12 protein-coding genes are annotated in these 11,955 nt (G+C 70.4%); 6 read left to right on the top strand and 6 right to left on the bottom strand.

Going from position 1 to position 11,955, the window contains the following annotated elements:
• Positions 1 to 47: 47 nt before the first annotated feature.
• From ABZS66_RS33610 to ABZS66_RS33600, 3 genes are read right to left on the bottom strand one after another with little or no spacing between them, the layout of a single operon-like run.
• On the bottom strand, positions 48 to 1,142 hold the full coding sequence (locus tag ABZS66_RS33610) for a S8 family serine peptidase (RefSeq protein ID WP_354764798.1): 1,095 nt from the start codon (positions 1,140 to 1,142) through the stop codon (positions 48 to 50).
• A complete protein-coding gene (locus ABZS66_RS33605) occupies positions 1,139 to 2,392 on the bottom strand; it encodes a hypothetical protein (protein WP_354764796.1) in 1,254 nt (417 codons plus the stop codon). Before ABZS66_RS33605 ends, ABZS66_RS33610 begins: the two co-directional genes overlap by 4 nt.
• Positions 2,389 to 2,823, bottom strand: a complete 435-nt coding sequence (locus ABZS66_RS33600) for a hypothetical protein (RefSeq protein WP_354764794.1) — start codon at positions 2,821 to 2,823, stop codon at positions 2,389 to 2,391. The genes ABZS66_RS33605 and ABZS66_RS33600 overlap by 4 nt, the downstream gene beginning before the upstream one ends.
• A gap of 83 nt (positions 2,824 to 2,906) precedes the next feature.
• Here ABZS66_RS33600 and ABZS66_RS33595 point away from each other — a divergent pair, with 83 nt between their 5' ends.
• On the top strand, positions 2,907 to 3,776 hold the full coding sequence (locus tag ABZS66_RS33595) for a hypothetical protein (protein WP_354764792.1): 870 nt from the start codon (positions 2,907 to 2,909) through the stop codon (positions 3,774 to 3,776).
• On the opposite strand, the gene ABZS66_RS33590 is transcribed toward ABZS66_RS33595, so the two are convergent.
• Positions 3,754 to 5,859, bottom strand: a complete 2,106-nt coding sequence (locus ABZS66_RS33590; protein ID WP_354764790.1) for a prolyl oligopeptidase family serine peptidase — start codon at positions 5,857 to 5,859, stop codon at positions 3,754 to 3,756. The genes ABZS66_RS33595 and ABZS66_RS33590 overlap by 23 nt on opposite strands.
• 130 nt (positions 5,860 to 5,989) lie before the next feature.
• On the opposite strand from ABZS66_RS33590, the gene mshB reads away from it, so the two are divergent.
• The 3 genes from mshB (at position 5,990) to ABZS66_RS33575 (ending at position 8,369) form a co-directional block, all read left to right on the top strand.
• Positions 5,990 to 6,901 carry an N-acetyl-1-D-myo-inositol-2-amino-2-deoxy-alpha-D-glucopyranoside deacetylase gene (gene mshB / locus ABZS66_RS33585; protein WP_354764788.1) on the top strand — a complete coding sequence of 304 codons (912 nt, stop codon included), beginning with the start codon at positions 5,990 to 5,992 and terminating at the stop codon, positions 6,899 to 6,901.
• Between the two features lie 77 nt (positions 6,902 to 6,978).
• Positions 6,979 to 7,788 (top strand): hypothetical protein, encoded by an 810-nt coding sequence (locus ABZS66_RS33580; RefSeq protein WP_354764786.1) that lies wholly within the window; start codon positions 6,979 to 6,981, stop codon positions 7,786 to 7,788.
• Positions 7,789 to 7,904: 116 nt separating this feature from the next.
• Positions 7,905 to 8,369 (top strand): hypothetical protein, encoded by a 465-nt coding sequence (locus ABZS66_RS33575; RefSeq protein WP_354764784.1) that lies wholly within the window; start codon positions 7,905 to 7,907, stop codon positions 8,367 to 8,369.
• Between the two features lie 10 nt (positions 8,370 to 8,379).
• Here ABZS66_RS33575 and ABZS66_RS33570 read toward each other — a convergent pair whose 3' ends face one another.
• Entirely contained in the window at positions 8,380 to 9,327 is a 948-nt protein-coding gene (locus tag ABZS66_RS33570) for a GNAT family N-acetyltransferase (RefSeq protein ID WP_354764782.1), read from the bottom strand.
• A gap of 105 nt (positions 9,328 to 9,432) precedes the next feature.
• On the opposite strand from ABZS66_RS33570, the gene fdxA reads away from it, so the two are divergent.
• Together fdxA and dapC are read left to right on the top strand one after the other, a co-directional pair.
• Positions 9,433 to 9,759, top strand: a complete 327-nt coding sequence (gene fdxA / locus ABZS66_RS33565; RefSeq protein ID WP_354764780.1) for a ferredoxin — start codon at positions 9,433 to 9,435, stop codon at positions 9,757 to 9,759.
• Entirely contained in the window at positions 9,756 to 10,865 is a 1,110-nt protein-coding gene (gene dapC / locus ABZS66_RS33560; RefSeq protein ID WP_354764804.1) for a succinyldiaminopimelate transaminase, read from the top strand. Before fdxA ends, dapC begins: the two co-directional genes overlap by 4 nt.
• A 54-nt stretch (positions 10,866 to 10,919) precedes the next feature.
• Here the strand turns inward: dapC and dapD are convergent, their stop codons facing one another.
• Entirely contained in the window at positions 10,920 to 11,858 is a 939-nt protein-coding gene (gene dapD / locus ABZS66_RS33555) for a 2,3,4,5-tetrahydropyridine-2,6-dicarboxylate N-succinyltransferase (RefSeq protein ID WP_354764778.1), read from the bottom strand.
• Positions 11,859 to 11,955: the final 97 nt, after the last annotated feature.

The raw sequence follows: 11,955 nt of genomic DNA, 5'->3' as shown, positions 1-11,955 counted from the left end.
AACCTGCTCCACGCTGAGCACACCAGCCATACGCGCACGCTACTCCGTCACCGATACCGCCGCCGCCGACTCCGCACGACCCCTTGCACAACCGCAATGAGCACGACAACAAGCGCCGCCAACCCAACCCCGACCACCATTGCCACGCTGCTGCTGCCGCGCTCGTCATCAGGTGCCGCGGACCCAGAGGGTGACGCACTGGGTGAAGCGCTGGGGATCTCGGCGGTGAGCGCTTTGACGATGTCAATCACCCCGTAGCCATACTCGTTGTCCCGCCCGGGCGCCCCTCGGTCCTGAGCGGTAAGAACGATCCGCCGAACCACTTCAGGCCCGCTCAACTGCGGAAACCTGGCCCTGACAAGCGCAACGGCCCCCGCCACGATGGCGGTGGCGTCACTGGTCCCCGACGCGGTCCTGTACGTCTGGGACGGTCCGATCGAGAGGATGTCGACGGCCGGAGCAGACACCATGACCTCAGGGCCCGTGGTGGAGATCGCCGCATGGTTGCCATCCCGGTCCACGCCGCCAACGGCCAACACGCCTGGGTGCCTCGCTGGGTATGCCACCCGCTTGTCCTTGGGCGCGTTCCCGACGCCCGCTACCACGACGACGTCAGCTGCTAGTGCCCTCTCGATCGCGTCCTTGAGGGTCGGGTCTTCGCTCGCGCTGAACGACACGGACACGGTCTTTGCGCCGTGCGCGACCGCCCAGTCGATGCCCTTTGCTAGGTCGGGAGGATTCCCCATGTCGCCGCCGAGTGTGACGCGAACAGGAAGGATCGACGCCTTGGGAGCAATGCCGAGGGCGCCGTTGTTGCCGCCCTTGCCTCGGGCCGCGATCAGGGCCGCCATTGCGGTGCCGTGGCCGTCACTGTCGATTCGTCCGTCGCCGCCATCCGTCCCGGCTGTCGTAGTGCCCGGTAAGACCGCGGTTGCCAACTCTGTGGTCCGAGGGTCGACGCCGGTATCCGTAACGGCTACGAGGACACCTTCGCCTCGGCTGATTTGTTGTGCTTCAGCGACGTGGAGCAGGCGCAGGTGCCACTGTTGGTCACGAATATCGTCAGCATGTGCAGGTGATGCGCTAAGCAAATTGGCGATCAAGATCGTCGCAATGGAAATGGCACGAATCTGGAAATTCACCGGTCAATGCCGATCACGCCTGGTCCGGGATCGTGAGTTGACGGCAGACGCGGGGCCTCAAGGATCGGTGCTACACCCTCCTCTGTATCCCACGTGGTGCCAGGATCGTTTTGCCGCCTGCCTTGTCGACGCTGTGCGTACTGTGCGAACGACTGGTCGAACCAGCCGCCGTCTGCGCTTTGGCCGGCACGCCTCGACGGTTCATCGCGAAGCCGAGGCGGTCGGGAGCTCGCGGCACCGTCACGCACACTCCTATGACGTACTTGTGCTCCGCCTGAATGCGCCGTGCCGCCACCGATAACGCCGGGATAGGGGAGTGCGTTCGGAGTGCCAGCCGGTTTTGTCGATGTGCCTGGCATCGTGAACTGCCCGGAAGGCGCACCGATGATACCTGTGCGCTGTGCTTGGGTCTCGAGGGGAAGTCGGGATGACTTCGACGAAGCTTGGAAGGGTGGCATGCCGCCTAGCCCACCGTTGACCGGCAGTTGTGAGGGCTCAAGATGAGCAACCGGCATGGTTGTGGGTGTTTCGGTGGCGAGAATGGGGCTGTCCGTCACGATTGGTTGCCCGGTTGGGGCCCATGGCGGTGGGTAGAACGTTGGGGCAGGCACGTAGCTGTGCGCCCCTCGGCTTTCACCCGCGGTATCGGTCACTTCGCCTGGATTGAGCCGCAATCCTTCGTCGATTCGACCCAACTCAGGCAGCGTTCCTATCATCTGAGTGGCTTCGGCCACACGTTGGTCGGTTGAGGTCATGATCGCGCGAGCTTGTTCGTCGAGGCGCGTCTGATGTTCATGGGTCATGAGCGTGTCGAGACCGGGGATCACGGATTGGCTGGGGACCAGGGCCTCGGGAAGCTGAGGAAACGCACGCCTGTTGAACGCCTTTGCCGCCGCGGCGTCGTCGTCGTACTCGGCGCGAAGCTGTTCCAGGTCACGCTTCGCGTCGCTGAGCGCGTTGGTGACATGACCAAGACCGCCCCAGACGCGGGCGGCCGAGACGCTCGCGAGATCGATCGTACTGACCATCTGCTTGAGCCGGTCGACGAAGGCGAGGGACGCCTCGCTTCGAGCCGGGCTCCAATGGTTCTCAAGCTCGGCGATCATTGACTCAAGGCGTTGCTTCTGCGTCACCAGCAGGTTGTGTTGCTGCTCCCAGGCCTGAAGGTGCGCGACCGTGGCGGCGTCGCTTTCGTCAGCGACCATCGCGTAGAGCCCGGGTAGGCGCCAGCGGTCGTAGGGGCCGGTCATTGGGTCGTTCCGTGCTGCTTGCGCATCAAGGCCTCGTCCGCACTCCTCGCCGCCTGTTCCGCTTTCAGACGGGCCTCCTCCGCCTCGGTCGCGGCCGTGGCGGCGCCGCCGAGGATTGCCTGCATCTTCGCTGCTGACAGCCGGTCGCCCGTTTCGTACGCCCTGACGACGTCCTCGGCGGCCCGGGCCATCACCTGGGCGTTGTGGATCAGGGTGTCCAGGAAGGTCAGTGCGGCGTTCAGTTCCGTGTTGTAGCGCAGCGCCGCGGCCTGGACCGCGGGGCTTCCGCTTCTCGCGCCGAACGACGGGTACCACGTCAAGTAGCCGCGGATGCGGTCCGCCGCCGGGACCACGTCGCGGTCCACCGCCGTGCGGAGTTGGGTGCCGAAGTCGCGTACGCCCGCCGGGTTGAGCTCGAAACCGTCCGCCATCGTGGCCTCCGTATCGACGACTATCAACCGTAACTGAGAGGGGGTGTGGAGCGCAGGCCCGGCGGCGCAGTACAAAGAACGGTATGTCCATTGGTGCGGTCTCGCGGGAATTGCTGGTGCGGTGCCTTGACACCTGGGCGCCCGGTGGGTTGCATTCGCCGCACGGCGCCGCATTCCTGATGGCCTCGGGGGGTTCCGTCGAGCCGGAAACAGCCGAGGCCGCGGTGCGGGCGCTCGGCGAATTCGCGGACCGGCTGCGCGGGCGGCAGCTGTCGGTGGTGTTTGTCGGGCCGGGCGTCGACGGGCTCGAAGCGCGGCTTCGTGCGGTACAGAGGGAAATGCAGACGCCCGTTGAGTTCGGGGTGCATGTGGTGCGCGGGACCGCCGTGGCGGCCGTGCTCAAGGCGGTCGGCGCGGGGAGCGGGCCGCTCTTCGCGATGGTCGACGACAGCGTTTCCAAGGACTTCAAGGCCAAGGCGGCCGACGTGCTCGTCACCGCCCGCGCGGGGGCGTGGGCCGAGCAGCGGCGGGATCTGCGCGCGCACGGGTTCGAGCTGACGGCCGGGGTCGAGCTGGTCGACCGGGAGGCCGAGGCGCTCGTCGCGTTCGGGACGCGGTCGGCGAAGGCGTTGGAGGCGTTCAAGAACGAGATGTGGGCGCTCGACGAGTATGCGGGCGTGCGGTACCGCGACCCCGAGGACCCCGAAGGGCACCTCATGGACATCGCGCTCGAACCGAATCCGGGCGCGCTGCGGCGGGAACTGCTCGACGTGCTGCGCGGCGGGCCGATGACGGTGACCGAGTTGAAGCGCTTCGCGCTCACGGACACCGTCTATCGGGCCGCCGACGCCCAGAAGGTGGTCACGGCGCTGCTGCACGCCGGCGCGGTGACGAGGACCCCCGAGTCGGGACGGCTCGGGGGTGACGTCGTCATCCGACTGAGCGGCGAATGAAGTCGAGCTCGATGCGCAGTAATTTCTCGGCCAGGCCGCCGGCCGCCATGTGCGTGGCACCGGTGAGCGGGATCATCGAGTGCGGGCGGCCGGCACCGAGCAGGGCCGCCGACAGCCGCAGCGTGTGCGCGGCCACCACGTTGTCGTCGACGAGGCCGTGGACGAGCAGCATCGGGCGGGCGTCGTCGGGGCGCACCGGCGGCTCGGCGGCCAGCTCGACCAGCGAGTTGTGTGCGTACACCTCCGGTGCCTCCGCCGGCAGCCCGAGGTACCGCTCGGTGTAAGCCGTGTCGTAAAGGCTCCAGTCGGTGACGGGCGCGCCGACCACGGCGCAGCGGTAGACGTCGGGGCGGCGCAGCACACCCAGGCCCGACAGCCACCCGCCGAACGACCAGCCGCGGATCGCGACGCGGTCCAGGTCGAGGTCGGGGTGCTTCTCGGCGAGGGCCTGCAGGGCGTCGACCTGGTCGGTGAGGATGACGTCGGAGAACCGCCGGTGGATGGCCTTGTCGAAGCTCGGCGCCACGCCGGGAGTGCCACGGTTGTCGATGGAGACGACGGCGAACCCGGCGTCGGCCCACCACTGTCTCTCCTGCCAGCGGGCCCGGGCGGCGATGACCTCCTGGTGGCCGGGGCCACCGTAGATCGACACGAGCACGGGCAGCCGCCGCCCGGACACGTGCCCGCGCGGATACAGCACGCCGGTCGGCAGGTGGCGGTCCGTCACCCGTTCGAGCACGGGCCTCGGGGCATACGGCGGGGCGGCGGCGAGCGACGCGATCTCACCGATCACCTCGCCGTTGTGGTGGATGTCGTACTGCGAGCCGCCGTGTTCCAGCGTCTGCGAACCGACGACGATCGTGCGGCCGGCGGCCTGCGCGACGTGCCACCCCGGCTCCGAGGTGAGGCGCTGCGCCTGGGCACTCGAATGGGTGATCGGGATGCGGAAGATGTGCTGCTCGCTGGGCTCGCCGTCGCTCGCCTCGACGATGAGGTCACCGTCGAGCCGGCCGGCGACCCGCCGCACGTACAGGTTCGGGGGAGTGATCAGGCTCCCGTCGGCGAACAGGCAGCGGGCGTCGTACCCGTCGTGGGCGAGCTCGCCGCCGACCAGGACGCGCCCGTCGGCGAGGTGCACGGGAGTGCCCGGCACCGGCTCGACCCAGCGCGGGTCGGCGAGTTCGGCGTGGACCTGCGTCTCGCCGGTGCGGGGGTCGACGGCGATCACCAGCCCGTGCTGCTGGAGGCGGCGCAGCACGGCCAGCAGCGGGCCGCCCTGCTCCGACCACGAGGCCGCGACGAGGTACGGGTAGGTCTCCCGGTCCCAGTGCACGTCGACCCAGCCCCCGTCGAGGTCGAGCACGTGCAGGGTGACCTTGGCGTTGTCGGCGCCGGCGTACGGATACGCCACCGTGGTGGGGGCCTGGTCGGGCTGCGACGGGTCCTGGAGGTGCCAGCGGGGCACCCGCGACTCGTCGACGCGGGCGGTGAGGACGCTGCGGCCGTCGGGGGACCACCAGTACCCCCGGAAGCGGTGGAACTCCTCGGCGCCGATGAACTCGGCCATGCCCCACGTGACGCCCTCTTCGCCCGCGAGCAGCGAGTCGGTGCCGTCGGCGTCGATGACGTGCAGGGCGCCGCCGGTCACGTAGGCGATCTGCCGCCCGGTCGGGTCGGGCCGCGGGTCGACCACCGGCCCGGCGGCCCGCAGCTCGACCACGTCGCCGGTGAGCAGATCGGCGCGGAACAGCCGGCCACCCAGCGCGAAGGCGGCCACCACACCGGCGCCGTCGAGGGCGAACGAGCCGATGCCACCGGCCGACAGGCGCAGCCGCTCACGCAGTGCCCGCTCGGCAGCCGGCAGATCGATCTCATCCCTGTTGTACTGCAGCAGCTCGGCCGCGTCGGCGATCCTCCGCTCGGCGCGGGCGGCGACGTCGTACACCCACAGGGCGTCGCTCGGGTCCTCCGGGCCGGAGGAGCGCAGGAACACCACCCGCGCACCGTCCGGGCTCACCGTGACGGCCCGGGGCGCGCCATAGGAGAAACGTCGGGTGCGTGCGGCCAACTCCGGATAGTCCACCCCGGAATGTTGACTCGCCCACGCCGGATTGTCATGTCAATCGCCGGGAAGGTAACGGGGCGTGTTCGTCCCGCCACGCTGACCGTGGCGGTGGGAAGAAGTGTCAGTGGGACGCCGTACAGTGGCTCGCGTGAGTGCTCGGAGCATCCTTTTCGTCCATGCGCACCCCGACGACGAGTCGATGGGGACCGGCGCCACCATGGCCCGCTATGCGGCCGACGGCGCCCACGTCACCCTGGTCACCTGCACCCTCGGTGAGGAGGGCGAGATCCACGTGCCGGCGCTGGCCGGGATCGCCGCCGCCGAGGGTGACCAGCTCGGCGGCTACCGGATCGCGGAGCTGGCGGAGGCGTGTCGCGCCCTGGGGGTGGCCGACCACCGGTTCCTGGGCGGCGCCGGGCGCTATCGCGATTCGGGCATGATGGACACTTCGGCCAACAAGCACCCCCGGGCGTTCTGGGGCGCCGACCTCGACCGGGCCGCCGCCGAGCTGCTCGAGGTGATCCGCGAGGTGCGCCCGCAGGTGGCGGTCACCTACGACACCAACGGCTTCTACGGGCACCCCGACCACATCCAGGCCCACCGGGTGCTGACGCGCGCCGTCGAGCTGGCCGAGGAGGAGGGGATCGCGCCCGCGAAGGTGTACTGGACGGCGGTGCCCCGCAGCGTCCTCGAGGCCGGCATGCGGGAGTTCCGCGGGTCCTCCGACAACCCGTTCGCGGACGTCGAGCGGCCTGAGGACCTGCCGTTCGGCACCGACGACAAGGACATCTCGGCCCGGGTCGACGCGCACGAGTTCGCCGAGGAGAAGACGGCCGCCCTGCGTGCGCACGCGACGCAGATCCCGCCGACCTCCTGGCTGTTCTCGATCGCCGGCAACTTCGGCGCCGAGTTCATGGGCGTGGAGTTCTACCAGCTGGCCCGCGGCGAGAAGGGGCCCGGCCTGGGGCCGTTCGGCTGGGAGGAAGACCTGTTCGCCGGCCTCGACGTCGACGCGCGCGGCGACCGGGAGGGCGTGGCCGTGGAGAGCGCGGCGCCGTGACCACGAAGCGCAAAGGCTCGCCGCGTCCGAGCCCCGCGTCCCGCGGGGCCGGCGCCGGCCGCTCCGCGCCGGCCCGCATGGTCGACGAGGCCGCGGGCGCCAACGGCGCCGCCGGAGTTGAGGCCGCCAACAAGGTCAGCGAGCCCCGCCGTGTTGGCGGGGTCGATGGGGCCGCGGGCGCCAACGGCGTCGCCGGAGCGGAGGCCGTGGTCGGCGAGCCGGGCCGCAACGGCGGGGTTGAGGGCGCCGCGGGTGCCAGGGACATCGCGGATAATAAGAACATCGCGGGTAAAAAGGACGCCACCGGAGCCGAGGCCGTCGACGACGTTGGCGCGAACGTGGACGCCGCGGATGCCGGCGGTGCGGGAGCGAGTGAGGCAGGCGTGGCGCAGGACAGTGCGGTGGAGGTCGTGTTCGACGGGCCGGTCGCGGAGCCGGTGCGCCGGATGTCGCCCGAGCTGGAGCGGCGCCTCGACCTGTCGATCACGATCGGCGGGCTCGTCGTCGTCACGCTGCTGGCGCTGGTGCTGGCGTTGATCGAGGCGTTCTTCGCGCCGTTCCGGCTCAACGGGTCGGGCGTGCGGATCCCGATCTCGCTGGTGCTCGCGCTGGTGACCAACCCGCTGCTCGGGTGGTTCGCGTTCACGACCACCGGGCGGCGGCTGGCGGCGCTCTTACCCGCCGGGGCCTGGTGTGTGGTGTGGATCCTGGCCGCCGGTCGCACGTCGGAGGGTGATCTGCTCCTCACTGAAGGCAACTGGGTGGGGTTGTTGACGCTGTTCGCGGGGCCGTTGGCCTTCGCCGTGGGCATCTACGTGTCCGCGCTGCGGCGGCGTCCAGGCAACTCGAAGCCTGGGACCCTTGCGCCACAGAGCGTGGACAGGTAGACACGTTCCCGCGAATCGCAGCGCGCGCCTGATGCGAGTCGGCCGGTGAACGGCCGGTCGATCGTCGGGGGCGCGGCCGGGGGACGGCGCGCGAGCGGACTAGACGGAGGCATGCGATGAAGGAACGGTGGCTGCCGGTCGGCCTCATCGCGGGAGGCCTCTTCCTGGTCAATGTGATCGCGCGGCTCGTGGTGCGGCTCGGCGCCGGGAGCGACGACGACAAGCAGATCACGATCGGGCTCTGGGCACTGTTCGCGGTCGGGGCGGTGATGATCCCGGTCGCGTTCTGGTACGCCCGGCGGCACCCGATGATCCGCGTCGTCGGTGACCTCGGCATCGCCGTCGTGGTGGCCTGCCTGCTCGCGGTGCTGGTCGGGCCGTTCGTGTCGGGTGTATCGCCGTTCAGCAGCGGGGTCGGGCTGGTCTTCCGGCAGTTCTTCTACTTCGTCGGGCTGTCGGCGATCGGCGCCGTGCTCGGGCTGCTCGCCCTGATGACGATGGGCATGGACCACAAGTCGCAGTCGTGGAAGCGGTACATCGAGCGCACCGACTCCAAGCCCCGCCGCATCGTCAAGCGCTGACCCGCCGCGATCAGGGAGCCAGCAGGCGGCGCGACGAGTAGGCGTGGTGCTGGGTGAAGCCCAGCCGGGTGTACAGGGCCACCGCGGGCTCGTTCTGCTGCTCGACCTGGAGGTAGGCGTCGGTCGCGCCCAGCGTGAGCGCCCAGTCCGCCAGGGCCGCGATCGTCTGCTGGGCCAGGCCCCGGCGGCGGAACTGCTCGTCCACGCCGATCAGGGACAGGCCCAGCCAGCGGCCGGCCGGGTCGGCCACGCAGCCGCGGGCGGTGGCGCGCAGTACACCCTGCTCGTCGTGCCACTCGGCGAACCGCACCTCGGGGACGCCCGTCAGGACGCCGAGCGCGGACCCGGGCAGCGAGCCCTTGCGGCCGCTCACCGCCGCCAGCCACTCGGCGGACGGGGACTCGGCCAGGGTGACGGGGCTCGCCGGAGGGAGGCGCAGGTCGGCCAGGCGCGCCGTCATCACCACCGTGATCGGCTTCGCCGTCCAGCCGCGCCGGGCAAGCTCGTCGTCCAGGCGCTGGAACAGCGGCACCGGGATGCTCATCGCCGGTGGGAGGCCGCGTGCGCGGTACCATTGATGGACAAAGTCGATAGCCTCCTCCGGAGGCAGGTCGGGGGAGCCGATCACCAGGGCCGAGTTGCCGCGCTGCGTCCAGCCGTCGGTGGCCCGCAGGAGCCAGTCGCCCAGGCGGTCCGTCTCGGAGGCGGGCCACCCGAAGGCGGCGGCGTCCTCGAGAGCCTCGGTGGGTGTGAAGCGGCGCCGTGGGGGCACCGTTTTGGCACGAGCGATCTCACTCTTTGGTATGCGGACCGCGCCGGTTCGTGCACGCACTGTGAAATGTGTCTCGCTGACCTCGATCAGCTCGCCCAAGACATCGGAAAACACCGGTCGTTCGTCCCGGATTCCCACGAAACGGCGCACCACAACGCGCTGTCCCACATGCTGTGGCCCGAGCACGATCGACCTCCCGTGAACCTGGATACTAGGCTCGTACCGCCGCGGTAGGGATGCGGCGGGGCCGCCAACCACGTTGGCAGCCTCAGGCGCGAAAGAGGGCGACCCGTGACATACATCATCGCCGAACCTTGCGTGGACCTGCTCGACAAGGCCTGCATCGAGGAGTGCCCTGTCGACTGCATCTACGAGGGCAACCGCATGCTGTACATCCACCCCGACGAGTGTGTGGACTGCGGTGCCTGCGAGCCGGTGTGCCCGGTCGAGGCGATCTTCTACGAGGACGACGTCCCGGAGAAGTGGAAGGACTTCGTCGGCGCCAACTACTCGTTCTTCGACGAGCTCGGCTCGCCGGGTGGCGCTTCGAAGGTCGGCAAGGTGGAGAAGGACGCGTCGTTCGTCGCTGCCCTGCCGCCGCAGGAGCACGACCACTGACCGGCACCGTCTCGGCTGGAGCCCGGCGCGCGCTCGCGGCCGGGCTTCCCGACTTCCCGTGGGACCGGCTGGAGCCGGTCAAGGCGAAGGCCGCCGCCCACCCCGACGGCCTCGTCGACCTGTCGATCGGCACGCCGGTCGACTCGGTGCCCGACGTCATCCGGGCGGCTCTGGCGCAGGCTTCCGACGCGCCCGGATATCCGCTGACCGCCGGCACCCCCGAGTTACGCGGCGCGATCCGCGAGTGGGTCACCCGCTGGTGCGGCCCGGCGTCCGACGCGTTCGGCGTCCTGCCGACGATCGGGTCGAAGGAGCTGGTCGCCTGGCTGCCGACCCTGCTCGGCATCGGCCCCGGCGACACCGTGGTGATCCCGCAGGTGTGCTACCCGACGTACGAGGTCGGCGTCCAGCTCGCCGGCGCGACGGTCGTCCGCGCCGACTCGCTGACGTCGGTCGGCCCGGCCCGGGTGCGGCTGGTCTGGATCAACTCGCCCGGCAACCCGACGGGTCGCGTGCTGCCCCCCGCCCACCTGCGCAAGGTCGTCGACTGGGCGCGCGAGCGCGGCGCGGTCGTGGCGAGCGACGAGTGCTACCTCCCGCTGCCGTGGGAGGCGGAGCCGGTGTCGATCCTGTCGGTGTGCGACGGGGTGTTCGACAACGTGCTCGCGGTACACTCCCTGTCAAAGCGGTCAAATCTGGCCGGATATCGGGCCGGATTCGTCGCCGGTGACCCTGCCCTCGTCAACGAGCTCCTGCAGGTGCGCAAGCACGCCGGCATGATCGTGCCGGCCCCGGTGCAGGCCGCCATGATCGCGGCCCTCGGGGACGAGGACCACGTCGAGCAGCAGCGTCAGCGGTACCGCGAACGCCGCGTCACCCTGCGCGCCGCCTTCGAGCGGGCCGGGTTCACGGTCGAGCACTCGGAGGCCGGCCTGTACCTCTGGCTCACCCGCGACGAGGACTCCTGGGCGACGGCCGACTGGCTGGCCGAGCGCGGCATCCTGGCGGCTCCGGGCGCGTTCTACGGCCCCGCGGGCGAGCGCCACGTCCGGATCGCGCTGACCGCGACCGACGACCGCGTGGCAGCGGCGGTAGCCCGCCTGTAGCCCACCGCGATCTTGGACTTGTGGTCCGCGACCACAAGTCCAAGATCGGCGGCGTCAGTCGTTGGCGTGCAGCGCGGCGTTCAGCTCGATGCCGCGGCCCTGGCGCTCGCGGACCTCCAGCCGGCCCGTCACCGAGTTGCGCAGGAACAGCAGGTTGTTCACGCCGGACAGCTCGCGGGCCTTCACCACGCGGCCGTCCGGGAGGGTCAGCTTGGCCCCCGCCGTGATGTAGCAGCCCGCCTCGACGACGCAGTCGTCGCCCAGGGAGATGCCGATGCCCGCGTTCGCGCCCAGCAGGCAGCGCTCGCCGAGCCGGATCGTCTCCTTGCCGCCGCCCGAGAGCGTGCCCATGATCGACGAGCCGCCGCCGACGTCCGTTCCGTCGCCCACGACGACGCCGGCCGAGATGCGGCCCTCGACCATCGAGGTGCCGAGCGTGCCCGCGTTGAAGTTCACGAACCCCTCGTGCATGACCGTCGTGCCGGCCGCCAGGTGGGCGCCCAGGCGCACCCGGTCGGCGTCGGCGATCCGCACGCCCGACGGCGTCACGTAGTCGACCATGCGCGGGAACTTGTCGATCCCGTACACATTCAGGCGCCGGCCGGCCGCCCGCTCCGCGAGGCGCAGCTCGTCGACGCGCTCCGGCGGGCACGGGCCGGCCGAGGTCCAGGCGACGTTGGGCAGCAGGCCGAACTGCCCGTCGAGGTTGGCCTGGTGGGGCTGGACGAGGCGGTGCGAGAGCAGGTGGAGCCGCAGGTAGACGTCGGCCGTGCTGACCGGCGCGTCGCCGAGCGACGCGACCTCCACCCGGACCGGCTCGACCCGGATGCCGGGCAGCGGCCCGTCGGACGAGTCGGAAACATCCGAACTTTCCACAAAAGCACCCAGGCCAAGCCGGCCGGTCGGGAACCAGGCGTCCAGCACCTGCCCGGAGGACGTCACGGTGGCCAGGCCCAAGCCCCAGGCGGGCGAGTCGATGTAGGCGGTCGTCACGTGGTCGAACGCTACCCCATCGATCTGATTTGGTCGGGGAGTGTCGGCTCTGGACCCGGCCTTCTGATCTGGTCGCGGCCTGTCGGCTCTGGACCCG

The sequence above is a fragment of the Dactylosporangium sp. NPDC005572 genome (genome assembly GCF_040605515.1).
In the GTDB taxonomy this organism is placed as follows: domain Bacteria; phylum Actinomycetota; class Actinomycetes; order Mycobacteriales; family Micromonosporaceae; genus Dactylosporangium.
Note: the sequence above shows the minus strand (reverse complement) of the source record. Positions and strands in the feature narration are given on the sequence as shown.

What these genes read in the sequence shown, in the direction of transcription:
- ABZS66_RS33600 (WP_354764794.1), bottom strand. Translation starts at nt 2,823, where the DNA reads ATGGCGGACGGTTTCGAGCTCAACCCGGCGGGCGTACGCGACTTCGGC.
- ABZS66_RS33580 (WP_354764786.1), top strand. Translation starts at nt 6,979, where the DNA reads ATGGTCGACGAGGCCGCGGGCGCCAACGGCGCCGCCGGAGTTGAGGCC.
- ABZS66_RS33595 (WP_354764792.1), top strand. Translation starts at nt 2,907, where the DNA reads ATGTCCATTGGTGCGGTCTCGCGGGAATTGCTGGTGCGGTGCCTTGAC.
- ABZS66_RS33605 (WP_354764796.1), bottom strand. Translation starts at nt 2,392, where the DNA reads ATGACCGGCCCCTACGACCGCTGGCGCCTACCCGGGCTCTACGCGATG.
- ABZS66_RS33575 (WP_354764784.1), top strand. Translation starts at nt 7,905, where the DNA reads ATGAAGGAACGGTGGCTGCCGGTCGGCCTCATCGCGGGAGGCCTCTTC.